20 protein-coding genes and 2 tRNA genes are annotated in these 26,959 nt (G+C 54.7%); 7 read left to right on the top strand and 15 right to left on the bottom strand.

What is annotated here, in order from left to right; genetic code table 11:
* The first annotated feature begins 58 nt into the window (after positions 1-58).
* Together AC3GOJ_RS06630 and typA are read left to right on the top strand one after the other, a co-directional pair.
* Positions 59-457: a group II truncated hemoglobin gene (locus tag AC3GOJ_RS06630; RefSeq protein ID WP_488236679.1), complete on the top strand. Its 399-nt coding sequence runs from the start codon at positions 59-61 to the stop codon at positions 455-457.
* 154 nt (positions 458-611) lie between these two features.
* Positions 612-2,453: a translational GTPase TypA gene (gene typA, locus AC3GOJ_RS06625; protein WP_488236678.1), complete on the top strand. Its 1,842-nt coding sequence runs from the start codon at positions 612-614 to the stop codon at positions 2,451-2,453.
* A gap of 93 nt (positions 2,454-2,546) precedes the next feature.
* Here the strand turns inward: typA and efp are convergent, their stop codons facing one another.
* The 12 genes from efp to sorA form a co-directional block, all read right to left on the bottom strand.
* On the bottom strand, positions 2,547-3,107 hold the full coding sequence (efp, locus tag AC3GOJ_RS06620) for an elongation factor P (RefSeq protein WP_488236677.1): 561 nt from the start codon (positions 3,105-3,107) through the stop codon (positions 2,547-2,549).
* Positions 3,108-3,179: 72 nt separating this feature from the next.
* A complete protein-coding gene (gene earP / locus AC3GOJ_RS06615) occupies positions 3,180-4,346 on the bottom strand; it encodes an elongation factor P maturation arginine rhamnosyltransferase EarP (RefSeq protein ID WP_488236676.1) in 1,167 nt (388 codons plus the stop codon).
* On the bottom strand, positions 4,318-4,500 hold the full coding sequence (locus AC3GOJ_RS06610; RefSeq protein WP_488236675.1) for a DUF1289 domain-containing protein: 183 nt from the start codon (positions 4,498-4,500) through the stop codon (positions 4,318-4,320). The genes earP and AC3GOJ_RS06610 overlap by 29 nt, the downstream gene beginning before the upstream one ends.
* Positions 4,501-4,518: 18 nt before the next feature.
* The gene (locus AC3GOJ_RS06605; RefSeq protein WP_488236674.1) at positions 4,519-7,653 is read right to left on the bottom strand and encodes an efflux RND transporter permease subunit; all 3,135 of its coding nucleotides are present in this window, start codon (positions 7,651-7,653) and stop codon (positions 4,519-4,521) included.
* Positions 7,653-9,002, bottom strand: coding sequence for an efflux RND transporter periplasmic adaptor subunit (locus tag AC3GOJ_RS06600; RefSeq protein WP_488236673.1), 1,350 nt, complete (start codon positions 9,000-9,002; stop codon positions 7,653-7,655). The genes AC3GOJ_RS06605 and AC3GOJ_RS06600 overlap by 1 nt, the downstream gene beginning before the upstream one ends.
* Positions 8,999-10,405 carry a TolC family protein gene (locus AC3GOJ_RS06595; protein ID WP_488236672.1) on the bottom strand — a complete coding sequence of 469 codons (1,407 nt, stop codon included), beginning with the start codon at positions 10,403-10,405 and terminating at the stop codon, positions 8,999-9,001. The genes AC3GOJ_RS06600 and AC3GOJ_RS06595 overlap by 4 nt, the downstream gene beginning before the upstream one ends.
* A 153-nt stretch (positions 10,406-10,558) precedes the next feature.
* Positions 10,559-10,634 (bottom strand) — tRNA-Asn (locus AC3GOJ_RS06590).
* Positions 10,635-10,682: 48 nt separating this feature from the next.
* Positions 10,683-11,993 carry a Y-family DNA polymerase gene (locus AC3GOJ_RS06585; protein WP_488236671.1) on the bottom strand — a complete coding sequence of 437 codons (1,311 nt, stop codon included), beginning with the start codon at positions 11,991-11,993 and terminating at the stop codon, positions 10,683-10,685.
* Positions 11,990-12,610, bottom strand: coding sequence for a LexA family protein (locus tag AC3GOJ_RS06580; protein ID WP_488236670.1), 621 nt, complete (start codon positions 12,608-12,610; stop codon positions 11,990-11,992). Before AC3GOJ_RS06580 ends, AC3GOJ_RS06585 begins: the two co-directional genes overlap by 4 nt.
* A gap of 72 nt (positions 12,611-12,682) precedes the next feature.
* Positions 12,683-14,041 carry an amino acid permease gene (locus tag AC3GOJ_RS06575; protein ID WP_488236669.1) on the bottom strand — a complete coding sequence of 453 codons (1,359 nt, stop codon included), beginning with the start codon at positions 14,039-14,041 and terminating at the stop codon, positions 12,683-12,685.
* 11 nt (positions 14,042-14,052) lie between these two features.
* Positions 14,053-14,364, bottom strand: coding sequence for a SorB family sulfite dehydrogenase c-type cytochrome subunit (gene sorB, locus AC3GOJ_RS06570; RefSeq protein ID WP_488236668.1), 312 nt, complete (start codon positions 14,362-14,364; stop codon positions 14,053-14,055).
* On the bottom strand, positions 14,361-15,560 hold the full coding sequence (gene sorA / locus AC3GOJ_RS06565; protein WP_488236667.1) for a SorA family sulfite dehydrogenase catalytic subunit: 1,200 nt from the start codon (positions 15,558-15,560) through the stop codon (positions 14,361-14,363). The genes sorB and sorA overlap by 4 nt, the downstream gene beginning before the upstream one ends.
* A 234-nt stretch (positions 15,561-15,794) precedes the next feature.
* On the opposite strand from sorA, the gene AC3GOJ_RS06560 reads away from it, so the two are divergent.
* The 4 genes from AC3GOJ_RS06560 to AC3GOJ_RS06545 are packed head-to-tail and all read left to right on the top strand — an operon-like array spanning position 15,795 to position 24,992.
* A complete protein-coding gene (locus AC3GOJ_RS06560) occupies positions 15,795-17,114 on the top strand; it encodes an efflux RND transporter periplasmic adaptor subunit (protein WP_488236666.1) in 1,320 nt (439 codons plus the stop codon).
* Entirely contained in the window at positions 17,111-20,242 is a 3,132-nt protein-coding gene (locus AC3GOJ_RS06555) for an MdtB/MuxB family multidrug efflux RND transporter permease subunit (RefSeq protein ID WP_488236665.1), read from the top strand. The genes AC3GOJ_RS06560 and AC3GOJ_RS06555 overlap by 4 nt, the downstream gene beginning before the upstream one ends.
* Complete coding sequence (locus AC3GOJ_RS06550; RefSeq protein ID WP_488236664.1) at positions 20,188-23,430, top strand: efflux RND transporter permease subunit; 3,243 nt, start codon at positions 20,188-20,190, stop codon at positions 23,428-23,430. The genes AC3GOJ_RS06555 and AC3GOJ_RS06550 overlap by 55 nt, the downstream gene beginning before the upstream one ends.
* Complete coding sequence (locus AC3GOJ_RS06545) at positions 23,427-24,992, top strand: efflux transporter outer membrane subunit (protein ID WP_488236663.1); 1,566 nt, start codon at positions 23,427-23,429, stop codon at positions 24,990-24,992. The genes AC3GOJ_RS06550 and AC3GOJ_RS06545 overlap by 4 nt, the downstream gene beginning before the upstream one ends.
* Here AC3GOJ_RS06545 and AC3GOJ_RS06540 read toward each other — a convergent pair.
* Positions 24,921-25,418 carry a disulfide bond formation protein B gene (locus AC3GOJ_RS06540; RefSeq protein WP_488236662.1) on the bottom strand — a complete coding sequence of 166 codons (498 nt, stop codon included), beginning with the start codon at positions 25,416-25,418 and terminating at the stop codon, positions 24,921-24,923. The two genes, AC3GOJ_RS06545 and AC3GOJ_RS06540, sit on opposite strands and share 72 nt — an antisense overlap.
* 38 nt (positions 25,419-25,456) lie before the next feature.
* Between AC3GOJ_RS06540 and AC3GOJ_RS06535 the strand changes: the two genes are divergently transcribed.
* Positions 25,457-26,083 (top strand): RluA family pseudouridine synthase, encoded by a 627-nt coding sequence (locus tag AC3GOJ_RS06535; RefSeq protein WP_488236661.1) that lies wholly within the window; start codon positions 25,457-25,459, stop codon positions 26,081-26,083.
* Between the two features lie 141 nt (positions 26,084-26,224).
* Here AC3GOJ_RS06535 and AC3GOJ_RS06530 read toward each other — a convergent pair whose 3' ends face one another.
* Both AC3GOJ_RS06530 and AC3GOJ_RS06525 read right to left on the bottom strand, forming a co-directional pair.
* Positions 26,225-26,521: a hypothetical protein gene (locus AC3GOJ_RS06530; RefSeq protein WP_488236660.1), complete on the bottom strand. Its 297-nt coding sequence runs from the start codon at positions 26,519-26,521 to the stop codon at positions 26,225-26,227.
* Between the two features lie 88 nt (positions 26,522-26,609).
* Positions 26,610-26,685 (bottom strand) — tRNA-Gly (locus tag AC3GOJ_RS06525).
* Positions 26,686-26,959 lie beyond the last annotated feature (274 nt).

Below are 26,959 nucleotides of genomic sequence, written 5' to 3'. Positions count from 1 at the left end.
TTCTCCCGTAACCGGTAAAATTAGCATCTCACATCAAGCATCATACAAAGGATCAAGGATGGTTGTCCCGCATATGGATCATAGCTACTACGACATGCTCGGCGGCGAAGCCGGGGTACGCTCGCTGGTGGATGGTTTTTACGATCTCATGCAGCTGGATGAGCGCTTTGCCGGTATCCGCGCCATGCACCCACAGGATATGAGCACCTCGCGTGACAAATTGTTCTGGTTTCTGTCCGGCTGGCTGGGCGGCCCGCCGCTCTTTGAAGAGAAGTTCGGGCATCCACGCCTACGGGCCCGTCATCTGCCGTTTTCGATTGGCGTTTCCGAGCGGGACCAGTGGATGACGTGTATGTCCGAAGTCATGGAAAAGTCTGCGCTCAGCCCTCAAGCCCGAACTGCGCTGATCGGTGCTTTATTTAAAACAGCCGACTGGATGCGCAATAACGACGTTTAAAGCATCCGCACCGGGGATTGTTCCCCGAAATCAACGGCTTTTTGCTATAATTTAAAGATTATTTCGGCCTGCTGCATCGCATCAATGTAATTCATCGATGGGGTGTCGGCAAGCTCTCCTACCGCTTTCATAATCCCCCTCCGGTTGAATACACATGTCTGCACGTCCGATTCGTAACATTGCCATCATTGCCCACGTTGACCACGGTAAAACCACCCTGGTTGACCAGCTCCTGCGCCAATCCGGCACCTTTGCTGCCCACCAGCAACTGGTTGAGTGTGTCATGGACTCGAATGACCTGGAAAAGGAACGTGGCATTACGATTCTTTCCAAGAACACGGCGGTTGAGTACAACGGTGTGCACATCAACATCGTCGATACCCCGGGTCACGCCGACTTTGGTGGCGAAGTCGAGCGCGTTCTGGGTATGGTTGATGGCGTGGTGCTGCTGGTGGATGCCGCCGAAGGCCCGATGCCGCAAACCCGCTTTGTGACCAAAAAGGCACTCGCACTGGGCTTGCGTCCAATCGTTCTGGTCAACAAGGTAGACCGTGACGGTGCCGATCCTGACCAGGCCGTTAACCTGACCTTCGACCTCTTCGACAAACTGGGTGCCACCGATGAACAACTGGATTTCCCGATTGTTTACGCCTCAGGTCTGAACGGTTGGGCGGCGGACGAGCTGGATCAGCCGCGTGAGAACATGAAGCCGCTGTTCGATAAGATTCTGTCTCATGTACCGGCACCGGATGCCGATATCGACGCACCGTTGCAGCTACAGATCACCGCACTGGATTATTCGTCGTATGTCGGTCGTATCGGTGTGGGCAAGATCATTCGTGGTCGCGTAAAGACCGGCCAGAACGTGATGGTGATGTTTGGTACCGATGAAGAAGCGGCTGAGCATGATCGTAGCCCGATCAAGGCCAAGATTGGTCAGGTGTTTGGTTACAAGGGTCTGAACAAGGTCGAAATGGCCGAAGGTCTGGCCGGCGACATCGTTCAGATCACCGGTATTGAAGATCTGGTGCTGGGCTGTACAGTCACCGATCCAGAAAACCCGGAAGCGTTGCCGCTGCTCAAGATTGATGAGCCAACACTCGAAATGCAGTTCATGGTGAACACCAGCCCGCTAGCCGGTACCGAAGGTAAATTTGTTACCAGCCGTCAGGTACGTGACCGTCTGCACAAAGAACTGTTAACCAATATGGCACTGCGCGTTAAAGATACCGCCAACGGCGATATTTTCGATGTAGCAGGTCGTGGCGAACTTCACCTGGGCATCCTGTTGGAAAACATGCGTCGTGAAGGTTACGAGCTGGCTGTGGGTCGTCCACGTGTAGTTAAGAAGATGATCGATGGTGTTGAGTGCGAACCCTACGAAATGCTGACGGTGGACGTGGAAGAAGACACCCAGGGCGGCGTAATGGAAACGCTGGGTATGCGTAAGGGCGACCTGCAGGACATGGTGCCGGATGGTCGTGGTCGTGTCCGTATCGAATATAAGATCCCGGCACGTGGCCTGATCGGTTTCCAGGGCGAGTTCATGAACTTGACCCGCGGTAACGGCCTGATGAGCCACGTGTTCGACGAATACGCACCGGTGAAAGAGGGTGGTGTGGCCGAACGTCGTAATGGTGTACTGATTTCGCAGGATGACGGTGAAGCCGTGGCCTATGCGCTGTGGAAACTGCAGGATCGCGGCCGCATGTTTGTGAACCCGGGTGAGAAGCTGTACGAGGGCATGATCATCGGTATTCACAGCCGTGAAAACGATCTGGTTGTAAACCCGATCAAGGGTAAGCAGCTGACGAACGTTCGTGCATCGGGTACCGATGAAGCCGTTCGTCTGGTACCACCGGTTCAGCTGAGCCTGGAATCCGCCATCGAGTTTATCGCCGATGACGAACTGGTTGAACTGACACCGAAATCGATCCGTCTGCGCAAGCGCTACCTGAAGGAACACGAGCGTAAGAAGGCGTCGCGCGAATCCTGATTAAGATTCGTAGCCAACAAAAAACCCGCCGAAATTCAGGCGGGTTTTTTGTTGGGGTGAACCCATTAAAAGTTCACCCAGATAAAGCGCTGGTTACTTAACGCGCGCACGGTACTCGTGGGTACGGGTATCGATTTCGATCTTGTCACCGATTTCCACGAAGGCCGGAACGTTGATCTCGAAGTTGGTCGGCTTGATGCGGGCCGGCTTCATGACCTTACCTGAGGTGTCGCCCTTGACGGCCGGCTCGGTGTATTCAACTTCACGGACAACGGATGTCGGCAGTTCAACCGAAATCGCCTTACCGTTGTAGAACACGACTTCGCAAGGCATGGCGTCGTCGAGGTAGTTCAGGGCTTCGGTCATGTTTTCGCCTTCGACTTCGTACTGGTTGTACTCGGCATCCATGAACACGTACATCGGGTCGGCAAAGTAGGAGTAGGTGACTTCCTTACGATCCAGCACAACGACTTCGAACTTTTCATCCGCTTTGTAGACAGACTCGCTACCGCTGCCGGTTAGCAGGTTCTTCATTTTCATTTTGACAACAGCGGCATTACGGCCGGACTTGTTGTATTCGGCCTTCAGAATCACCTGTGGCTCAGTGCCCACCATGATGACGTTACCAACGCGTAAATCCTGTGCTGTCTTCATACGATCCAACTTTCAGTTAATTAATCCGGTGGCGAAATGGCGGTGAATGGCGGCGCCAGTTCGCGAAACCTATTATTTTACCAGATGAGCGACGAATTCCCGGAGTTGGGAAACCAGGTCCACCTGCTGGAGCAGCAGATGACGCCACTGGCGCGCATTTTCAAGCATCGACGGCATCTGTTTTACAAAAGCCGGCCAATGATGCCTCAGGTCACTACGTGCACCCGGTGCCGAGGGATTGTTCCAGGCCTCGATAACCTTCCGGTAGGTATCCTGTTCGGTCGCCGTCAGCACTTCAAGGCCGAGATAACGGTCATAAAAGGCGCGGAGCTTCACCTGGTGCGCATCATCTGTCTGCGGATAGATGTGCCAGATGAGCGGTTTGCCCGCCAGCTGCGCTCGCACAAAGGAATCCTCACCGCGGACAAAGAGCAGATCATGATCATCGAGCAGATGATCGAAATCGGGCTGGGAGACGAAAGGGATTTCCCTGATGTTGGGTAGCGTTCTGCTGCGTGGTTGCTCATGACCGATGTGCGCTGATTGCCACTGGCGGATCTGTGCCCGGGCCGGGCATGGTGTCACGTCCAGCACAACCGTTGACGTATTTTCGGCCAGTGTCGAAAGCCATGCCGGGATGAGCGGCTGTTCGTAGCAGAAGAGCAGAATCCTTAAGCTTTCTGTCGGATTCACGTTGACGGCGTTCGGCCCAGAGGCCTGAACCTGCCGCTGTGTTTGTTCAATGATGTCGGCTGTGCGCGAGGGCTCCCGCAGAATGCCGCCGGTGCCCGGAGTAAAGCCGGGAAAGAAGAAATGTTTGGTCAGTGCATAGCGGGGATGGGGCGATGGCAGACGATGATGCGTTTCGACCCAGTCTTCCGCCGACATATATTCCAGATTAATCCAAGCTGGTCGGGTAGTTCGCTGACTCATGGCTTCTATATAGGCAGCCGGCGGATCACAGGCAAAGGCTTCGACAACGACATCCGCTACATCGTCTGCGGTAAATCGGGCGTCTACGCTAGGCCAGGGGCAGATATCGATGTGATCGAGCGGCGTTGGACCTTGTAACTGAGCCAGGAGATCCGGTTGGTCGATAAAAAGGCGGACAGCTTCACCCCGACTGGCCAGATCAACCGCTAGTCGCCAGCAGACACCGGCATCACCGAAATTGTCGATGACGCGGCAGAAGATATCCCAGCGAACGAGGTTAGACGGGGATGCGACCAGGGAGTTCATCCAGTACCCGGTGCCGCTCATTGGCGGTCATGCCGGACCACTGCTTGATTTCATCCAGCGTACGCCAGCAACCGATGCAGTAATGATTCTGCTCGTCCATACGACAGATGTTCACACACGGGGATTCGGGTTCTGGTCGGATTCGGCAAGCCATGATGTCTTCAGCATGAAATTAGACGGCAGGTTTATCCTGCTTGAGCAGGCGGGAGAATAGCACCGGCAGCAGGAATAGGGTACAGATCGTGGCGGAAATTATGCCGCCAACAATGACGACCGCGAACGGCCGCTGGGTTTCGGACCCGATGCCGTGGGAGAGCGCAGCCGGCAGCAAACCCAGGCCCGCCATGAGGGCCGTCATGATGATCGGACGCATGCGCAGGACGGCACCGTCCCGAATGGCCTGCTGGAATGGCTTGCCGTTGCGCAGCATCTCGACAATTTCTTCAACCATGATGACCCCATTCTGGATGGCAATCCCTGACACGGCAATAAACCCGACGGCAGCAGAGATGGAAAGGTGCATGCCGCTCAGGGCCAGGCCGAGCAACCCGCCGATGAGCGTGGTGGGGGCAATAGCAAGAATCACGGCGGCAATCTTATACGAGCGGAACATCCAGAACAGCAGTCCGAAAATAGCCAGCAAGCTGGCCGGCACGATGAGCTTGAGGCGTGCCATGGCGCGTTGCTGGTTTTCGAACTGGCCGCCCCAGGTCATGGTATAGCCCGGCGGCAGACCGACATCACGCTTCACCTTGCGTTGGGCTTCTTTGACAAAGCCACCTTGATCCCGGCCATAGAGATTGGCCTTGACGGATACGGCGCGCATCCCAGCTTCCCGCGAGATTCGTGACGCCCCTTGTTTGACTTCAATAGTCGCTATTTCGCCCAGCGGAATCGTGCCGCCCTCCGTACCGGGAATCTGAATGGCCAGACTGGCGATGTCATTGATAGATCCTCGGTAGTCGGCACCCATGCGCAGCGTGACATCGTAGCGGCGATCACCTTCATAGAACCCCGTGGTTTCTAGCCCCCCCATAGCGGTTTCAAAGGTGCGGTTGACCTCCGCAATATTGATCCCCAGACGCGACATGCGTTGACGGTCCGGAATGACGGTGATTTCCGTTTGTCCGCCGACCTGAATGGCTGCGACTTCAATGGCTCCTGGAATACCGGCCAGAATGCCAGCCACGTGGTTGGCTTTTTCCTGAAGGATATTCAGATCCGGACCGAAAATCTTGACGGCGATCTCCCCTTTGACACCCGACAGCGACTCTTCGACGTTATCCTGAATCACCTGTGAAAAATTGGTCGGCACACCGGGCATGGCATTCAGGCCCTCACTCATGTTGTGTACCAGTTCTTCCTTGGTTGAGAAGCGCCAATCCGAGCGAGGTGCCAGATCAACAAGCACTTCAATGTTATTGGGGCCTTTCGGGTCGGTACCTTCGTCGGGGCGCCCGACATGTGTAATGACTTTACGCGCCTCAGGGTAACTGATCATGTATCCGCGCACCGAGCGTTCAACCTCGCGTGTCTGCTCCAGATGTGTCGATGGCGGCATCATGATGGTCAGCCAGATGTTGCCCTCATCCAGTTTAGGCAGAAACTCGGTGCCGACGACGGGAATCAGGCACAGAGAAGCGAGGAGGGCGCCAGCGGTTCGGGTGTAGACCTTGCGTGGTTGCGCCAGCATGGCCTCAAGCTTTTCGCGGTAACGTTGCTGAAAGCGGGACATCCATTCCAGATGGGGCTCTAGTAACGGCCCTTTGTCCGCCATAAAAGCGAGTAGCGTTGGCACATACGTCAGCGTGAGCAGAATGGCGCCCAACAGGGCACAGGAGAGTGTGAGCGCCACAGGTGAAAAGATTTTTCCTTCAACCCGCTGGAAAGTGAAAATCGGAATAAAGGCCAGGATGATGATGGCCTTGGAGTAAAGAATCGGGGAGGCCAGGCCGGAGACGGTGTTTTTCAGGGCATTAAGACGCCATACCGGGCGGTTGTGACCCAGGTGATCGTATTCGGGGCCTGTTTGTAAGGTCATGCGAACCATCAAGGCTTCCACGACCACGACGGCACTATCGATGATGATGCCGAAGTCAACGGCACCCAGTGAAATCAGGTTAGCCGAAACCTTGAACAGGTCCATCATAATGAAGACGAAGAGCAGTGTCAGGGGAATCAGGCTGGCAACAATCAGTGAGACTCTCCAGTTGCGCAGAAACACGATCAGTACGCCGACCACCAGCAAAGCCCCCAGAATGAGGTTGTGCGTGACGGTGTGAACGGTATGGTTGATCAGCTCGGTACGATCATAGAGCGGTTTCAACTGGACGCCGCGAGGTAGATGCTCCTGACCATTGAGCCACTCGATCTTTTCTCGCAGGTCTTCAATCACAATGGCCGGGTTTTCTCCCTTGGTCATCATGACAATCCCTTCGACCACGCCTTCATGTTGCGTAACCTCACCGGTCTCATTACGAACGGCCACCGATACGCTACCAGAGGGGGGGTGATCGCCGATGCCGACTTGGGCCACATCTCCGACCAGGACGGCCCGGCCATTCAGCGAACGGATAACCGTACTCTGGATGTCTTCGATGTTCCGGTAAAGACCGGTGCTGCGCAGGACCAATCCTTCGTTACCACGACGCAGAATGCCGCCGCCTGTGCTGTCATTATTGGCGGCGAGGGTATCAGCCAGCTGATTGAGTGTGACACCATAACGTCGCATCAGGATCGGGTCGGCATTCACCTGAATCTCTTTGACCGTGCCGCCAAAGCTGGTGACATCGGCCACACCCGGCACCCTGCGCAAGGCGGGGCGAACAACCCAATCCTGTATTGCCCGGATTTCATTGAGCGGCGTTGTCGCAGGCGCTTCGATCACATAGCGGAAGATCTCTCCCACGGCCGTCGTTAACGGTGCCAGCGTTGGCGTGACACCGGGTGGCAACGTCACGCCCTGCAGCTTTTCCAGCACCTGGCTACGAGCGAAGCGGTCCTGGGTGCCATCGCTGAAAATCAGCGTGACGACTGACAGCCCCGTAATGGAGACGGAACGTTGCTGGGTGACGCGGGGTACGCCGCTCATTTCCCGTTCGATCGGCAGGGTCACGCTACGTTCGACTTCTTCCGGTGCCTTGCCTGGTACCTGGGTAATGACCTGTACCTGCACATCCTGGACATCGGGGAATGCCTCGATCGGTAGGTCTTTCAGCGCACGCAACCCGACCACCGACATGATGGCAAACACCAGCAGGATAAATGCCCGCTGACTGACGGCAAAGTTAATGAGCTGACGTAGCATCAGCGCGCGCTCTGACTAAACTCGGAAGCAAGGAGCAGGGCGCCGGTGGTAACTACCCGGTCATCAGCACGAATCGATTCATCGGGTAGCAGCCACGCCCACTGGCTGTCCTGGAAGGCCACCTTGACACGCTGCCGGCGAAACAGCCCCGGTTCAGCCTCAATAAACACGGTGGTGTAGATGCCATCCGTACTGAGCGACGATAGCGGAACCCGTAATCCATTGACCGCATTCGGGTCGGCCACCTGCGCACGGCCGTACATTTCAGGCCGCAAGCGCAAATCACTGTTGTCGAGTTCGGCACGAATCTGCACACGTCGCATCTGAGCATCCAGAACCGGCGAAACACGCGTGACATTTGCTTTGAAGACCTGCCCCGGTAGGCTGTCAAAGGACACCAGAAGGACATCACCCACGCGAATGCCGCTGGCTGCCTGTTCCGGTGCATCAACCAGCACCCAGAGATGGTTCAAATCCGTCACCACAAACAGGGGATCAGGTTGATCGGCTCTGATTTCACGGCCAGGATTAACGTTGGCAGTGGCCACCACGCCGGCAACCGGCGCGCGTAGGGTCAGGCGCTCACTCTCAGGGTCCGGCTTGCCATATGGCACCAAGTTGGCGATGCGCAAATAGGCTCGACGCGCTTCGGCATCGGCGATGCGGAAATCACTTTCTGCCACTTCATAATCCCGCCGGGCAATGGCCTCTCCAGTGAGCAGTTCTTTGGCCCGCGCAAAGGCAGCACGTTTTCGTTTGGCATCGGCATCTGCTTTTTGCCAATCGGTGAGTGCAGTACCGTAATCAGGGGAATCAATAGTGACGAGGGCATCACCGGCTTCTACACGATCACCCAGCTGGGCATGCAGCTGGACGACTCGGCCGTTCAGCGAGGGGCTAACGGGCGCCGTGCGGGTATCATCCATGGCAACCCGCGCCGGCACAGGAGCGCCGGTGGGCAGGGGTGAGAGTGCTATGGATTCACTACCGATGAACGCCAGTTGCGGCGAACCGGCTTTGAAGCGGATCTCGTTCTGATTAATTCTGAAGTTCGGAACATCCGGTGCACCACCGATCGAGAGCCACAACACGATCCCCAGAAAAATCAGGAAGATGCCGGTATACCAGACTTGATCCTTGAACTGATGGGATTCGCGGTAACGCGCTTTCCAGACGGGCAGGTTGGTTTTGAGATAGGTCTCCGGACCCACAACCATCGGGTCACGGCGTAATCGATCTACCAAGCGGCGGAGTCGTCCTGATACCGCGTCGGAACGAAACCATTCTAGGCTTCCCGCAATCAACAGATTCCAGGCGCGTTGTAGTTTGTTTTTGCGTTGTTGCATCATGGTTTGGCCCCGGGGAGGTCGGGCAGCTGGCGGGCTTTATCCGGCATGTTCGCCGGGATCAGCGATTGCACGGGGGAATCGTAATGGGTGGGCTTGTTGGTAGTTACCGCAGCATCAGAAACCACTGCCAGAATACGTATAGCACTTGCGGCTCGGGCAGCATCGGCGCGAGCAGACACAGTTTCGATTTCAGCCAGACGTAAAGACCGTTTGGCTTCCAGATATTCGAAGGTGCTCATCGCACCGCGTGCATAGGCGATATCGGCAGCTTTGTCGGTGCGTTTGGCGGATTGGAGTGCCTGATCCTGCAGGCTACGCAGTCGAGCATTCGCCTGATCCAGTTCCTGTAAGTAAAGCAACGATTCAGAACGGGCTGTCCGTTCAGTTTGCAGCATGGCAATTTCTGCCTGCGTCATCTCCGCCATGCTGCGGCGAATGTCGCCTTCAAAATCGTTACCCGTAAATAGTGGTATTGCGATGCCAGCACCAACCGAGTTTACGACGGTTGGGTTGTTGCGCTCATACTGCAGGCCTACCGAAAAATCCCGTGTCCGTTGGGCTCGCGCCAGTTCCACGGCCTGCTTGGCGGCTGACAGCCGTGCACGAGCTGCCTGAACGTCCGGGCGGCGTTCAGCCAGGGTACTTGTCAGTTTATCGGCTTCCTGATGCGACATGATCGATGGCCATTCGCCGCGTGTGGCCATGTGTTCGCGCTGCATTTCTGCCCCGAGCAGATTGGCCAGCAGGGCGCTGGCACGCACACGATCACGCTGGGCTGATTGTGTTTCAGCCTGAAGGCGGGCATGGTCTGACTCGATACGGCCGAGATCGGCACCTGACAAATCACCGGTTTTGAAGCGTAGACGGGCTTTTTCAAGGACCAGATCTGCGTGTGCCATATTGGATTCGGCGATCTGATAACGCTGCTCGGCCACGCGCAGATCCAGCCAGGCACTGACGACCCGGAATCGCTCCTGACGAATCGTGTCATGCATATCCCAGACGGTGGCCTGACCGAGATCGGTAGCCTTAGCTAGGCGCAAACCCCGCTTGTTACCGCGTTCGAAGGGCTGGTCGATGCGCACAATCGTATCCAGCGCATTCAGCGTTGTACCATATTGATACTGGGATTTATCCACCCCGGAAGTATTCACCGACATGATGGCATTCGGGCGGGCACCGGCCGTAATCAGATCGGCTTGTGCGCCTTCAAGCGCTGCCCGCGCATTCTGAATCTGCGCGTTATGTTTCAGTGCGACATTTTCTGCTTCTAAATAACCAATAGACACGGGTGCCAAAGGGCTGGACAGCACCAACGATGCAGAGAGCCACAGCAGACATGCCGGCAGCAACAGGCTGAGCCGGAGTGGACGAGAAGTCAACGATGAATGCAGTTTAGGCATGGTCCGTCATCATGCCTTAAGGTTTTCTTAAGGTCTACCCGCAGTGCACCAAAACAGAGAGCGCCGGACTGTTAATCCGTAAGTCATGACGCAACCGACCCTGAAAGAAGAAAAGCCCCGCAAGTCGTTAAACTTGCGAGGCTTTATATACTCTGGCTCCTCGACCTGGGCTCGAACCAGGGACCTACGGATTAACAGTCCGGCGCTCTACCGACTGAGCTATCGAGGAACAGCGGAGCGAATTATAGGTGAGACAATCGCAGAGCGCAAGTATTTTTTACGAGCGCATGCCGATTGAGGAAAAAACCGGCAGCTCCGAAAGGCTGGTGGTGTAACGCGGCGATCGACGGGAGCAACTCATGTGCCAATCGGCTTCGTCCCGATTGCCGACGCTGGCCACACGGATGCGGTCACGGCCATAGCGCTGATTGATGCGGTCCATGGCTTGCATTAACTGCGGTGAGGGTTGCCGGTACTTTGTTGCCGTTGCGAGCAGATCCGGCTGGTAACACGTTGCAGCGACAATACCTCCCAGTACAACGCCAGCTTTCTTATAGCGATAGGTCGGGCAGTAGATTTCCTGCAAGCCATTCAATGCCGCACCCACAATATCGCGCGTGTCATCTGTTGGGCTATCGAGCATGACCATAATGGCGCGGTCAGCTTCTTTTTCTGCAGCCTTGAACCGGTTTCCGGTGATGTAAACCTGTACCGAACCCGCCAGCGAACCATCTTCGCGCAAACGCTCGGCGGCGCGGGTGGCAAAGGTCGATAAGGCTTCGCTCAAATCCTCAAGACGGCTGACAGTCCGGCCAAAGGAACGTGAGGCAATAATTTGCTGTCGCCGACGAAAAGCCGTTTCCAGGACGAAGCATGATTGCCCGGCCAGTTCAGCCCGGGTTCGGGTCAGAGTGACGGCAAAGCTTTTGCGCAACAGGCTTTCCGGGGCACGTAGGAGGTCACCCACGGTAACAATGTGCTTATCGGCCAGAGTCTGCGCTGTACGACGGCCAATGCCCCAGACACTGTTGACTGGCATGGCTTGCATTTCGTTCTGCCGTAATGGCGCAGTAGCGACGCCAAGGTCGCAGATGCCGGAGGGCTCCTTAAAGTCTTTCGCCATCTGGTTGGCCAGCTTGGCCTGGGTCTTGGTTGCGCCAAGGCCGATGCACACAGGCAGGCTCAGATGCTGCCAGAGCATCCGGCGAATGGCTAAAGCCTGATCCAGGGCCCGTTCATGGCTGAAACTGCTGAAATCCAGAAAGCACTCGTCAATCGAGTAGATTTCCTGGCTGTCGGCCATGTCCTGCATCAGGCGCATGGCCCGTCGACTCATGTCGGCATAAAGCGCATAGTTCGACGACAAAGCCACACCGCCGAGTGCCTCAAAGGAATCACGGATCTTGAAGTAGGGTACGGCCATCGGCACACCCACCGCTTTGGCTTCGGCTGATCGCGAGACAACACAGCCATCATTATTAGATAGCACCAAGACGGGCTTGTGCCGCAGCGCAGGATTAAAAGCCTGTTCGCAACTGACGTAGAAGTTGTTGCAGTCCACCAGTGCGAGGCGGCTATGAGCAGTCACTGGGCAGGGACTGCGGCACGCTTACGACGGCCGCTGGCACGGAGATCATGAATCACCCGCACGACAACACCCCAGATACGGATTTCGTCGGTTGGCCTAATGGGAATCGGTGGGTAATCCGGGTTGGCTGGCATTAGAAAATCTCCCTGGGCTTTGCGGACGAGCCGCTTGACAGTAAATGCACCGTTCATGTCGGCCACCACCACATCGTCATGCCTCGGGGTCAATGAACGGTCAATAACCATCAGGTCACCATCCAGAATCCCGAGATCCCGCATGCTGTCGCCCTCTGCCCAGGCGCAGAAGGTGCTGGCAGGGTTGTCGACCAGTTGATTGAGATCAAGCCCCGGCTCGGCATGATCATCGGCGGGACTGGGGAAGCCGGCACGGACCCCGGAAGAAAATACCGGCAGGGTCAGGGGAGCGGCGTCAGGGCTGACCGACAGCGGCGTAATCGAAGGTTCCGGATAAACTTCCGCCAGTAGCAGAGCTCGTACTGCGTCAATGCGGCTGACGGGAATGCGGATGGGTCGGGTGGGTTCTTTGAAAACCGCTTTGCGGCCAGCGCCGATGCGCGCACCCCCATGTTTTCCGGGTATTTTTATTGTCGAGGTCATACCAGTATGCTTGAATCCGTAACACTTCCAAGAATACCGGCTCCGCTATCAATTGGCAACTGCTACGTAAGCTCAAACAGTTTTCAAACGATACAGAACCGCGAGGAGGCTAAACCAAAGCGGCATAACATAAAGTGCTATCCGTGTGACCTCATCCAAGGAGAGGGCATAAATCACAACGGCAAAGAAGGATAGAACCAGATAGGTCATCGGTTTGCTCAAAGGCATCTTAAATGATGAATGAGCGTGGGCCGTAGGATATTTTTTTTTATAGGCAGCATGTGCCGCGAGAATCATGGTCCAGATAAAAATGAATATGAGCGCAGCCACCGATCCGACCATCAGAAATGCTTGCATCATTGAATCGACAAACGTCAGCAGCATAGATACCAGAAGCATCAGAATCGTTGCTAGAAAAACGCCACCCGTGGGTACTTTATGACTGGAAAGCTTGCCAAACACTTCAGGGGCCTTGTGTGATTTTGCCAAGCCATAAAGCATTCGCGAAGTTGCGAAAATACCACTATTGCTCGAGGAGGTCGCTGAACTTGCCACTACAAAATTAACCACAGAGGCAGCGCTGGCGAGCCCGGCGAGGGAGAACATCCCCACAAACGGACTTTGGTCGGGAGAGATATTGTTCCATGGGGTCACCATCATCAAGACCGTGACTGTTCCAATGTAGAAAATCATAATTCGCCAGGGAATTTTTCTGATAGCGTCCGGTAATGTTTTCTCCGGGTTTTCCGCTTCGGCTGTCAGGGTCCCAATAATTTCCATGCCCGCAAATGCGAAAATCGTTGTTTGAAGTGCTGCCATAATCCCGGTGCCGCCATGAGGAAAAAAACCGTCATGTAGCCACAAGTTACTGACCTGTGCTCTAGCACCTTCTGGAGAGACATGTCCGGATAGGGTGAACCAGAGACCCAGACCGATCAACCCGAGAATGGCTGCCACCTTGATAATCGCGAGCCAGAATTCAAGTTCCCCGAAAAACCGGACCGCAAGGAGATTGATCGTTAATAATAAGAAAATCGTCGAAAATGCGGTAACCCAAGGGGGAAGTTCAGGCCACCAGAAGGCCATGTAGCCTGTAATTGCAATAATTTCTGCGATGGCAGCGACAATCCAGGCAAACCAGTAGGACCAACCGACAAAAAATCCCGCAGCAGGCCCCAGAAGGTCTTCGGAGAAATCGACAAAGGACTTGTAGCTGAGGTCATGGAGCAGCAACTCTCCCATGGCCCGCATGACAAAATAAAGCATCAACCCCGTCACCGCATAAACCAATATGATCGACGGCCCCGCCAGAGAAATGCTCTTTCCCGAGCCCATAAACAGGCCCGTGCCAATGCAACCGCCGATGGCAATCATTTCCATCTGCCGTTGATTCAGGCCGCGATGCAAAGACTCCGCAGGGTTTTTAGACATAAGCCGATGGATTATTTTCTGTTAGGACCATAAGTCGAATTTAAATATTCAACAATCAAAGGGACCTCTTCATCAGTCACGGGCGCATTGAAGTTGTTTTTCATGCGTAGTACCTGTGCAGTCCAGTACGCTTTCGGCGTGTTCGGTGGTTGGTACTCTGCATACTGTGCAGAGTGGCAGATGGTGCACTTCTGAAGTGCCAGGGTATACCCCGCCTGATTTGAAGGGCGCCATGCCACCGTGTCTGGTAACAGCTGAATTTCCTTCCCGGTAACGGGAATGCTTGCAAGCAGGAGCATCGCAATCAACGATAGTTTTTTCATGACGATCCTTTACGAGCTTCAACGGTCACGGTTTCTACAACGTTCCGCATATAGCCCCCAGGGTTCCAAGTTTGAGACATGGGTTGTTTCTCACCGGTTACACCAAAGGCTCTAGCCTGAAGCAGCAACGGCCCGGTTTGCTGAGGGACAAACTCAGTAGACCACTCACGAAAAGAATAGCGACCGATCATTTTGCCTAGTTTAGTCGGTTGCCATGTCTGACCATCATCTTGGGAAAATAGGACCTTTTCGATACCGTTGCCGCAATCAAAGGCAAACCCTCTTACCGTGGTCGGTTGGCCAGCAACCACCGTGCTACCGTTTTCCAAATTGGTAATAAATGAGCGGATCGCCAGTTTGGAGATGGGGACTGTTTTATCTGGTTTAACTCCCACCGGTTCACAATGACAATCATTATCTGGCACTCGATAAGCTGACTGCATCCAATATCCGTTGAACTCCTGGTTTATAACATTGATTTCTGCCAGGTGCTTGACCCAGTATGTGCCGTAATACCCAGGCACAACCAACTTGACAGGAAAACCATTCAGAAACGGTATATCTGTGCCATTCATCTGATAAGCGACTAATACCTCTCCATCGTTGGCGTGCGCGATATCCAGACTTTTAATAAAGTCGGCATCACTCGTCATCACAGGTTGATCAAGGCCATTGAAAGTCACTTGTTTGGCGTTTTTACCAACCCGTGCGACAGAAAGAATGTCGCGGAGCGGAACGCCAACCCACACTGCGTTACCCATGGCGCCATTGCCCAGTTGGCCGCCTCCGTTAATTCTAGGGTTCGCTAAGCCGCGGCCATTGCCGGAACATTGATTCACAGCAACAATTCTTTTCGGTTTGAATTTTGTTTTTAAATCGTTAAAAGACAGTTCTAGAGGATTTGAAACGTTTCCACTGATTTTTAACCGATAGGTTGATATGTCGATTTCCGTCGGAATTCCCGCCAGGTGATAACGCACAAAGAACTCATCGTTTGGCGTGATCAGTTGCCTGTCAAAGTAGCGAAAAGGGGTTTCTAGTTGTGGCGGTCGTGTCGTCTGAACGATCAGGGGCTTCTTTTCAGGAAATGCAACCAGATCACGTTCGCCATATGCGAACGGTAAGTGGACCTCAGTAGCGCTTGAAGCCGCTTCAGGTATCAGCAGGCCGACGCTTCCACCGCTGATGAGTTTCAAAAAATCTCGCCGATTGGGTTTGTATGACATGCAATCACCGTTACGTTTTGTAATAATCCGCATTGTTTGGCTTAATGCTATAAAACCAGCATTAAGTTGAATGTTTCACTATCATACTCATGGAAGTCTCACAGCAGTTAGCATTCAGAGAAATGTGAACGCTTCATTCGGGTTAAATATTAAAAGCGTAAAGTTCTTACACTACAATCAGTAGAGCAAGGGTAAAATTGTAGTATGAGTTTTTTTAAACATCACCGCATGCGTATTGCCGCAAAGCTGGAGTCTCTGGTCCGTGCGACTGAACAAAATCTATCGCGTTTGAAAACCAGGCTACACGAAACCGATTGGCCGGATTTAGCAAAAAAGACCCCCGGGAAAGTACATGCATCGGCGCGCCATCATGTCGCCCACTTTCGGGCGCGGCGTCCCCGTGATCAGTGGCTCATCGGTAGCGGTGCCTTTGTGCTGGTGTTGGCCGGCTTTGCGCTGATCGGCTATCTGAACGGTGACAGCAGCCCGTTAAAGCGCGGCAAACCACCGATCCCGGTGGCGGTACAGCCGGTCGTTGAAGGGGTGTTCCCGATTCTGGTGGATGGCTTGGGGACTGTCACGGCTCGGCGCGAAGTCGTGATCCGGACGCGGATCGACGGCCAGCTGGATAAGGTGTTGTTCCAGGAAGGGCAGATGGTCAAAGCCGGTGATCTGATCGCCGTGGTAGACCCCCGTATTTATGAAGCCAAGGTGATGCAGGCTAAAGGGAAGCTCGACCAGGATGAGGCTCTCTTAAAAGATCACCGCATCAAACTGAAACGTTATCAGACACTCTATAAGCAGGATTCGATTGCGCGTCAGGATTTAGATTCGCAGGCGGCACTGGTCCTACAGTTCGAAGGGGCGGTGGAAACGGACAAAGGATCACTGGCCGATGCGAAGACCCAGCTTTCGTATACCCAGATTACGGCACCCTTCGACGGACGGCTCGGTTTGCGTAAAGTGGATGCGGGCAATATTGTCAAAACCAGCGACACGATCGGCATCGTGACCCTGACCCAGGTGCAGCCGATCGATGTGCTGTTTACGATTCCGTCTGACCAGCTCCCGAAAATTCTTGCCCGCTTCAACGCCGGGGATGCTATGCCGGTCTCGGCGTATGACCGGAATTTCCGCACGGTCATTGCCACAGGCGTGCTCAAATCGATCGATAACGTGATTGATGCGACCACCGGGATGGTCAAGCTGAAAGCGGAATTCACTAACGACGATAACGCGTTGTTCCCGAACCAGTTTGTGAATGCACGCCTGCTGGTGGAGGATCGTGATCAGGCGATCATTGCCCCCAGCAATGCCATTCTGCGCGGCAGCCAGGGCACCTATGTCTATGTGGTCGGTGCCGACCAGGCCGTTGCTGCTAAAACTGTCAAACTGGGGGGGGTGCAGGGTCCCCAGGCAGAAATTCTGGAAGGTCTGACAGCGGGTGACTCGGTAGTGGTTGATGGTTTCGACAAGCTGAAACCTGGTGCCAAGGTCAACGTCGTACAGCGCCCGACCCGGTGAATCCCTCACGTCTGTTTATTCTCCGGCCGGTCGCGACCTCATTACTGATGGTGGCGATTCTGCTGGTCGGCCTGATAGCCTACAGGCTGCTGCCCACTTCGGCCTTACCGGAGGTGGATTATCCAACCATTCAGGTCAGCACCTTTTATCCGGGAGCGAGCCCCGAAGTCATGACCGGCTCGGTGACGGCACCGCTGGAACGTCAGTTCGGACAGATGCCGGGCCTGGAACAGATGACCTCGACCAGCTCGATGGGCAGTTCGGTCATCGTGCTGCGCTTTACGCTGGATATGGCGTTGGACGTTGCCGAACAGCAGGTGCAGGCCGCCATTAATGCGGCTACGAATCTGCTGCCCAAGGACCTGCCGACGCCCCCCATTTATAGCAAGGTGAATCCGGCGGATGCACCGATTCTGACCCTGGCGATTACTTCACCCACCTTACCGGTGACCAGGCTGCACGATCTGGTGGAAACCCGTCTGGCGCAGAAAATATCGCAGGTCAGCGGTGTCGGCCTCGTATCGCTGAGCGGGGGTCGGCGCCCGGCGGTTCGTATCCAGGTGAATCCGACCAGCCTGGCGGCGATGAATCTGAGCTTCGAGGATTTACGCACCGCCATCGGCAACACCAACGTCAATGACCCGAAGGGCAGTTTTGACGGTGAGCTCCGTGCGGTAACAATTGATGCCAACGATCAGCTCAAATCAGCAGATGATTACCGTAACGTGATTGTTGCCTGGCGTAACGGAGCACCGGTGCGACTGAACCAGGTGGCCGACGTCGGGGAGGGCGCCGAGAACGCGTATCTCTCTGCCTGGGTCAACCGACAGCCAGCCGTCATTGTGAACGTGCAGCGCCAGCCTGGCGCTAACGTGATCGAGGTGGTCGACCGCATTAAGACACTATTGCCCCAGCTGCAGGCCAGCCTGCCGGCTGCAGCCGAACTCAAAGTGCTGACCGACCGGACCATTACGATCCGTGCGTCAGTTGATGATGTTCGTTCCGAACTCATGATGGCCATTGCCCTGGTGGTGATGGTGATTTATCTGTTCCTGCGGAGTATCCCGGCCACGATCATTCCGTCGGTCGCCGTTCCGTTATCGCTGATTGGCACCTTTGCGGTGATGTATCTGGCCGGTTTCTCAATCAACAACCTGAGTCTGATGGCACTGACCATTGCCACCGGCTTTGTGGTCGATGACGCCATTGTCATGATTGAAAACATTGCCCGTCACCGCGAGCTGGGAGAAACGCCTCTCAACGCTGCCCTAAAGGGCGCACGAGAAATTGGTTTCACGATCATTTCGCTGACGATCTCCCTGATTGCCGTGCTGATCCCGTTGCTGTTCATGACCGATGTGGTGGGCCGATTGTTCCGTGAATTTGCCATCACACTGGCTGTGGCGATTCTAATTTCAGCGTTTGTGTCGCTGACACTGACGCCGATGATGTGCGCGAAGTTGCTGAAAGATGATGCGCATAACGTGAAACACGGGGCGTTCATGCGCTGGATCGAAACCGCATTTGATCGCCTGATTGCACAATACGAAAGGGCGCTCAACTGGGTCCTGGACCGGCAGAAGTTAACGCTTCAGGTGGCGATTGGCACCCTGGTGCTGACGGTATTGCTTTACATGCTTATTCCCAAAGGGTTTTTTCCAGTTGAGGACACGGGCGTCATCCAGGGGGTGACCGAAGCCGACCAGACGGTGTCTTTCCAGGCCATGTCGATTCGACAGCAATCGGTGGCAGATGCCATCCTGCAGGATCCGGCGGTAGAAAGCCTGTCGTCCTTCATCGGGATCGATGGCGCCAACACCACACTCAATAGCGGCCGTATCCAGATCAACCTGAAACCCATCGCCGAGCGAGATGACCGCGTTGAAGCCATCATTCACCGCCTCTTGGAAAAAACCCGCGAAATCCCCGGTATTAGTCTGTTCCTGCAACCGGTGCAGGATCTGACGATTGAAGATCGGGTCAGCAAAAACCGTTACCAGTTCACCCTGGAAGGGCCGGATGAAGCCTCCGTAATTCAGACGACGCAACGCCTGGTGGAGCGCTTACGGCAGTCGCGTCGTCTGGCCGATGTCAGTAGTGATCTGCAGACCCGGGGTCTACAGGTGTACGTCGACATTGACCGGGATACCGCCGGCCGCCTGGGCGTATCGGTGGATGCGATCGACAATGCCTTGTACAGCGCCTATGGTCAGCGCCTGATCTCGACGATTTACACGCAATCCAACCAGTACCGCGTCGTACTTGAAGCCTCTTCCGCCTTCCGGGTGAACCCACAATCGCTGAAGCAGCTCTATGTCCCTTCAATGAACGGGCAGCAGATTCCCTTAAATGTGCTGGCGCAGATCCGGGAAGCGGAGACGGCACTCGTCATTCATCGTTACAGCCAGTTCCCTGCTGCAACCATTTCGTTCAATCTACCGACCGGCATCTCATTGGGTGATGCGGTTGATGCCGTGCGTGAGGCGGAAGCCGAAATCGGTTTACCGATGGGGGTGCGCAGTCATTTCCAAGGGGCCGCCAGGGCCTTCGAATCTTCATTAACGAGTACGGTGCTGCTGATCCTGGCGGCCATTGTAACGATGTATATTGTGCTCGGGGTGCTGTACGAGAGCTATATCCATCCGATTACCATTCTTTCAACGCTGCCATCGGCCGGCGTTGGTGCCTTGCTCTCGCTCATGCTCACGGGAAACGATCTGGGTATCATCGGCATCATCGGCATTATTCTGCTGATCGGTATTGTCAAGAAGAACGCCATCATGATGATCGACTTTGCGCTGGATGCGGAGCGTAGGGAAGGGCTGGCACCGCGTGATGCGATTCATCAGGCCTGTCTGTTGCGCTTCCGCCCGATCCTGATGACGACGATGGCGGCGCTACTGGGTGCTTTGCCGCTCATGCTGGGGGGCGGAATTGGTAGTGAGTTACGCCAACCACTGGGCATTGCCATGGTGGGCGGCTTGTTACTGAGTCAGCTGCTAACACTGTTCACCACCCCGGTAATCTATCTGTATTTTGATCGACTGGCTCGTCGGATCAAGGACCGCACGGGGTGGGATCTGAATGCGGCACCGAACGCGGATCATCAGGGCAGCCCTCCGCTGTGAACTGGCTAAGACTCTTTGTTGAACGTCCGATTGCGACCACCTTACTGGTGGTCGCAATTACGATCTCGGGGATTATCGGTTTTCTGCAGTTACCGGTAGCGCCGCTGCCGCAGGTGGATTTTCCGACGATTTCTGTCCGGGCCTCGCTGGCTGGTGCCAGCCCGGAAACCATGGCGTCCAGTATTGCCACGCCCCTGGAACGCTCTTTAAGCCGCATTGCCGGCGTGACGGAAATGACCTCGATCAGTACTCAGGGGTCCACGAATATCACGCTCCAGTTTGATCTGGACCGCAATATTGATGGTGCGGCTCGCGATGTGCAGGCGGCGATTGTGGCAGCCCGAGCCTTGTTACCCACGGGGTTACCCTCGAATCCGACATACCGTAAGGTGAACCCGGCGGACTCACCGATCATGGTCATGGCGCTGACTTCGGAAACCCTGGGTGTTGAACGGATTTACGATGTCGCTGATTCCATACTGGCGCAGAAACTGGCCCAGGTCAGCGGCATTGGTCAGGTTACCGTCGGCGGTAGTGCACAACCGGCAGTCCGTGTCACTGTGGTGCCAGGGGTGATTCAGGCGATGGGCATTAGCACGGAAGACATCCGGAACGCGGTGCTCAAGGCCAACATGAACCTGCCCAAGGGCACGTTGGAGAACGAGCATCGACAGTGGCAGATTCAGGCCAATGATCAAGCTAAAACAGCGGCAGACTATAAACCGGTCATTGTGGTCTGGCGAAACGGTTCCCCGGTGCGGCTTGACGATGTGGCCACCGTCAGTGACTCGGTTCAGGATGTCCGAAATATTGGCCTGACCAACGGCAAACGCTCGGTCATGCTCATCCTTTACCGGCAGCCCGGTGCGAATATTATTGAAACCGTGGGGCGGGTCAAGGAAATCATGCCCCAACTAGAGTCCGCTATTCCTGCCGGCATTCGAATCCAGACCGTGATGGATCGCACACCAACGATTCTGGCATCCCTCAAAGAAGTCGAGCGAACGCTGGTACTCTCAGTCGCGCTAGTCATTCTGGCGGTTTACCTGTTTCTCAAGAACGTCCGGGCAACTTTGATCCCGGGCATTGTGGTGCCTGTGTCGCTGATCGGTACCTTCGGTGTGATGTATCTATGCAACTTCAGCCTTGATAATCTGAGCCTGATGGCATTAACCATCGCCACTGGTTTTGTGGTGGATGATGCGATTGTGGTGATGGAAAACATTATCCGTCACCGGGAGGCAGGCATGCCGTTGCGCCAGGCAGTCCTGCAAGGCACCCGCGAAGTTAGCTTTACCGTCATTTCGATCAGTCTGTCACTCATTGCCGTGTTTCTGCCGATTCTGCTCATGGGCGGCATCATCGGACGTTTGTTCCGTGAATTTGCTGTCGTGCTGTCGATCGCGATTCTGATCTCCATGGTGATTTCGCTCACCGTGACACCGATGATGACGGATATTCTGCTGCGTACCCATCAACCCAGGGATGGCCATGCCAGCAGAAAGCAAGCACTGACGACGATTCGCTTTGCATGGTTGCATCGCGTCTATGACTGGCTGACTCGTGCTTTACAGGCCATGCAACATGGTTTTGGGATCGGTTTTGATAAAACCTACGAGGCTTATGCCCGTACGATTGCCTGGGCACTTGATCACCGCAAGCTCATGCTGGCAGGGCTTTTTCTGACGATTGGACTCAACGTCTATCTCTACAAAGTCGTGCCCAAAGGTTTTTTCCCGCAGCAGGACACCGGCCGCATCATGGGCTTTATTCAGGCAGATCAGTCGGTATCGTTCAATACGATGAAAGACAAGCTCGGCAAGTTCATTCAGATCATCAAGGATGATCCTGCCGTTGACATGGTCTCAGGATTCACGGGTGGCTCGCAGCGCAATAGCGGTATCGTGTTTATTTCTCTGAAACCGCTCAAGGATCGCGACCTCTCAGCCGATGAAGTCGTTAACCGGCTACGACCAAAGCTGGGGCGAGAGCCTGGCGCGGGCCTTTTCCTGGTGCCGATGCAGGATATCCGCATCGGTGGCCGGCCTTCCAACGCTCAGTTTCAGTTCTCTTTGCAAAGTGATGATATCGAAGAGCTCCGTGAATGGGAGCCCAAAATCCGTGTGGCGCTCAGCAAGCTGCCGGTGCTGGCTGATGTGAATACGGATCAGCAGGATCTCGGTTTGCAGACCCGGGTCGAGATTGATCGGGATGCGGCATTCCGCTTAGGTATTACGCCCAAAATGATCGATGCGGCACTCAACAATCTGTTTGGCCAGCGCCAGGTTTCTGTAATTTATAACCCGTTGAATCAATACCGTGTTGTTCTGGAAGCCGCACCGGAATACACCGAGTCACCACAAACGCTGGAACGTATGATGCTGACGGTCCCTGCCACAGCAACTGCACCAGCAAAACAGGTGGCATTAAGCAGCATCGCCCATCTTGTTGCAGAAAAGACCCCTCTGGCAGTCAACCATGAGGGAGCCTTCGTCGTGTCAACGCTGTCGTTTAACCTGCCTCTGGGCGTATCGCTCTCCCAGGCAACGGAATCCATCCAGCAGACGCTGCTTGAGCTTGGTGTGCCGGATTCTATCCGAGGTACGTTCTCGGGTAGTGCCAAAGCCTTTCAGGCATCGTTGAAGTCTCAGCCCTTGCTCATTCTTGCGGCGATTATTGCGGTCTATCTTGTGCTGGGCATGCTCTATGAAAGCCTGATTCATCCGCTGACCATTCTTTCAACACTCCCCTCGGCCGGCGTGGGTGCCTTGATGGCGATTCTTCTAACGGGCACCGACTTCAATATCATTTCCTTGATTGGTGTCATCCTCTTAATCGGGATTGTGAAGAAAAATGCGATCATGATGATCGACTTTGCGATTTCGGCAAGGCGCGCCGGTGCTCAGGCACGTGAGGCGATCCATCAGGCCTGTTTGCGCCGCTTCCGTCCGATTCTGATGACGACCTTTGCGGCGCTCTTCGCCGCGATCCCTCTGGCGATTGGTCACGGGGAAGGTGCAGAATTACGGGTGCCGTTGGGTGTGGCGATTGTCGGCGGCCTCATTCTCAGCCAGGTGCTCACGCTGTACACAACGCCAGTAGTTTATCTGGCGCTCGACCGGTTCACGAAGCAGGGAAGGGCACAACGCCTTCCGGCTAAAATAACCGGTACGGAACTCTCAACATGAAAAATCGACGCTTAATCCTCCGTCAAACGCTCTGGCTCATTATGACCAGTGCACTCCTTTCCGGTTGTGCTGTCGGGCCAGATTACGTGCGCCCCGAAGTGCCGATGTCAGCCGAATTCAAACCGACCCCGGGCTGGAAAATCGCCGCGCCAGAAGATGATGTGACTAAGGGGGAGTGGTGGAAAATCTACCGCGACCCGGTGCTCAATGAGCTGATGGCCCAGATTGACCCGAACAACCAGAACATTGCGCTGTACGTTGCCCGTGTACGCCAAGCGCAGGCCCTTGCCAGTGGTGCGAGTGCCGCACGCTACCCCATATTCGGTCTCAATGCCGATGGCGGGCGGGATGCATCGGGAACCGGCAACAAATCCCAGCTGGTCAACCCGGATGGCTCAATTAACGATGGCAGCATCTACAATACCGTGAACCTTTATGGTGGCGTGAGTTGGGATGCCGATCTCTGGGGGAAACTCCGCCGCAACGTGGAATCCAAGGATGCCAGTTTTGTCGCCAGCGTGGCGGATCTGGAGAACGCCAAACTCTCGATTCAGGCCCAGTTGGCTCAGGCCTATTTTCTGCTGCGCTCCCTGGATTCCCAGAAAGTACTCCTGGAGCACACGGCCAAATCCAATTTGCGAGGCGTGACCCTTTCCAAAAATCAGTATGAAATCGGCGTCAAAGCACGTCAGGATTTCATCAACGCGGATGCGCAATATAAAAGCGTTCAGGCTCAACAGATTGATGTTGGCGTCAACCGGGCGGCTCAGGAAGCGCTGATCGCCGTACTGATCGGAAAACCGGCATCCGATTTTTCTCTAACTTTCAACCCGTTGCCAACACGCGGCGCACTGGTCGTCCCGGTTGTGCCGCCTGGCTTACCCTCTGAACTGCTGGAGCGCCGTCCCGATGTGGCGGCAGCGGAACGCCGCATGGCGTCGGCTAATGCCCAGATCGGCTTCCAGATGGCCGCCTATTATCCTAGCCTAACGCTCAATAGTAGCCAGAATAACATCGGTTATCTGGGTTCCTCGTTCAGCCAGTTGCTGACGACACCGTTCCTTTACTGGGGCCTGGGCCCGAGCCTGGCACTTACTGTGCTTGATTTTGGTGCGCGCGCTGCCAATGTCGAACAGGCGCGCGGTGTCTATGATGAAAATGTGGCGACTTATCGGCAAACGGTTTTAACGGCAATTCAGGAAGTTGAAACGCAGCTGGCCGCGTTGAGAATTTACCAGCAGGAATCAGTCATCCAGGATCAGGCTGCAGAACTGGGTGAGCTGGGCGTCAATATTGCGCTGAATCGCTACGAGGCCGGCATTGATAACTACACTAACGTGGTCGTTGCACAGAATAACGCGTTGAATTATCAGCAGAAATCGATCATCATTGCCCAGCAGCGCCTCAACGCAAGCGTGCTACTCATCAAGGCATTGGGTGGTAGTTGGTCGAGCCAGGCACCCCAAACAGCCGCCGCCGGCGACAAAACGCTAGCGACGACGCAAACCCAGCAACAGCAGGCTAACCAGAACGAACAAGCCAATCAGCGACCAGGCGGGTAAGGGCAGGCCAAGTAGCGGGGGAATCGGGTCCGAACAGAGCCCCAGCGCGACGAAAACCTTCGGAAACCACTGGGCCGGTGGTAGCCCATTCAGAAACAGCTCAATAGGATCGCGACCACAGAGGATCTCCGGATGACTTAGTACCCAGAGATTGCGAATCGCTGCGATGATACCAACCAATGCCCCTAGTACGCCGGTGCCCACCAGGAACACTCGAATAACGTGGAATGGCAACAGAATGCAAAGAAGGGCACTCAAACCAAGCAACAGGAAGGCATAACGCTGGATAATACACATCGTACAGGGCTGCATAGCTTTGCCGTGCTGCATATACAAAGCGGCACCCAGAGCAACAACGGCCCCTAAAACCACAAGTAGATTGCAAACAAACGTCCCTAGCAAATTGATTTTGTTTTGGTTTTTCATAGCAATTAGTATAAGCCTCAACCTGTTAGTACTGGACTATGCCACAGATCCTCTATAACAATAACGGCTTGCTCGTAGTCGATAAACCGGCGGGCTTATTATCGCAGCCCGGTCGCCGACCCGAAAAATGGGACAGCGTTATAACGAGGTTGAAACCGCAATTTCCTGATGCCGTAGTCGTCCATCGGCTTGATGAACCGACATCAGGTCTCATGATGCTAGCTCTGGGCCCGGCAATGAGCAGTGGGCTGAGCCGGGCTTTCCGCGAGCGCCAGGTTCACAAGCGTTATGAAGCGATTGTTGACGGCTTGATGACGGATGACCAGGGCAGCATCAACTTTCCGCTGATTGCCGATTGGCCAAACCGGCCACGACAGAAAATCGACTTTGAGACGGGAAAACCTTCGCTGACCCATTTTCAGGTGATAGCGCGTAACGTGCAAGAGCACTGGACGCGTGTTGATCTCGAACCCTTTACTGGGCGATCCCATCAACTGCGCATGCATCTGATGGCGCTCGGCCATCCAATCCTGGGGGATCCGTTATATGCACATCCTGAAGCCTTTAAACGCGCACCCCGGATGTATCTGCACGCGCGGCATTTATCCTTCGATCATCCGTTAACGGGCGAGCCTATGGTCTTTGATTTGTCTACGCCGTTTTGAGCCCCATATAAGAATTTCAGCTGTAACATTAATTCGCATAATTTATATTATGTAAAGTTAATAATGCGCTTAAAAGGGAGGCTTTAAAAACACCTCCCTTTTGGCTCCTGCAGCGCACTCGAAACCAAACAACCAATCTGGTTAATTGGATTCCTGAACGCAACTGAAGGTCATCGTAAACATACCCTGACGAATCACCGGATCCTGTGGCTGGTCATAGGTGCGCACTTTAACCTGCTGTTTAATCTGGGCGCAGTAGTCTTTCGCCGCTGCCTTGATGTCATCGATGGCCGGATCCGGAATATGCTCGGCGGCTGCTTGAGTCGGTTGGCTCTTTTCAGACACCGAATACAGGTTGTCACCGATTTTCTGGACTCCGGGGCTGGAACAGCCCACCAGACCTAACAACATGACCGAAAACAGATAACCGTGTTTCATCGTAGCACCTTTATAAATTAACATATGCTACTTTACCATCCGGACCAACAAAGAAAAAGGCCAGTACCGAAGTACTGGCCTTTCATTTTGGAGCGGCAGAAGAGTCTCGAACTCTCGACCTATACCTTGGCAAGGTATCGCTCTACCAACTGAGCTACTGCCGCAGAACTTCTCGCAAAATCCTGGAGGCGCGAGCCGGAGTCGAAGATTTACAACATCCGGGCGCTACGAAAGATCAATATTAAACACTAAATTTCCCAAAAACTCAAGGTCGATTGCAATCAATTCGCGGTAATCTTAGCCTCACCCCGCAGTTTATTAAGCAACTCAATTCGTTGCTGTTGGGCAATCTGCTGTCGCACCTGGTTTTGTGCTTCTGCGAGGGATGGGATTTTAAACGGGCGCTTGTCATCCACTTTGACGATGTTCCAGCCTGCC

Source organism: Fluviibacter sp., assembly GCF_057744235.1.
Note: the sequence above shows the minus strand (reverse complement) of the source record. Positions and strands in the feature narration are given on the sequence as shown.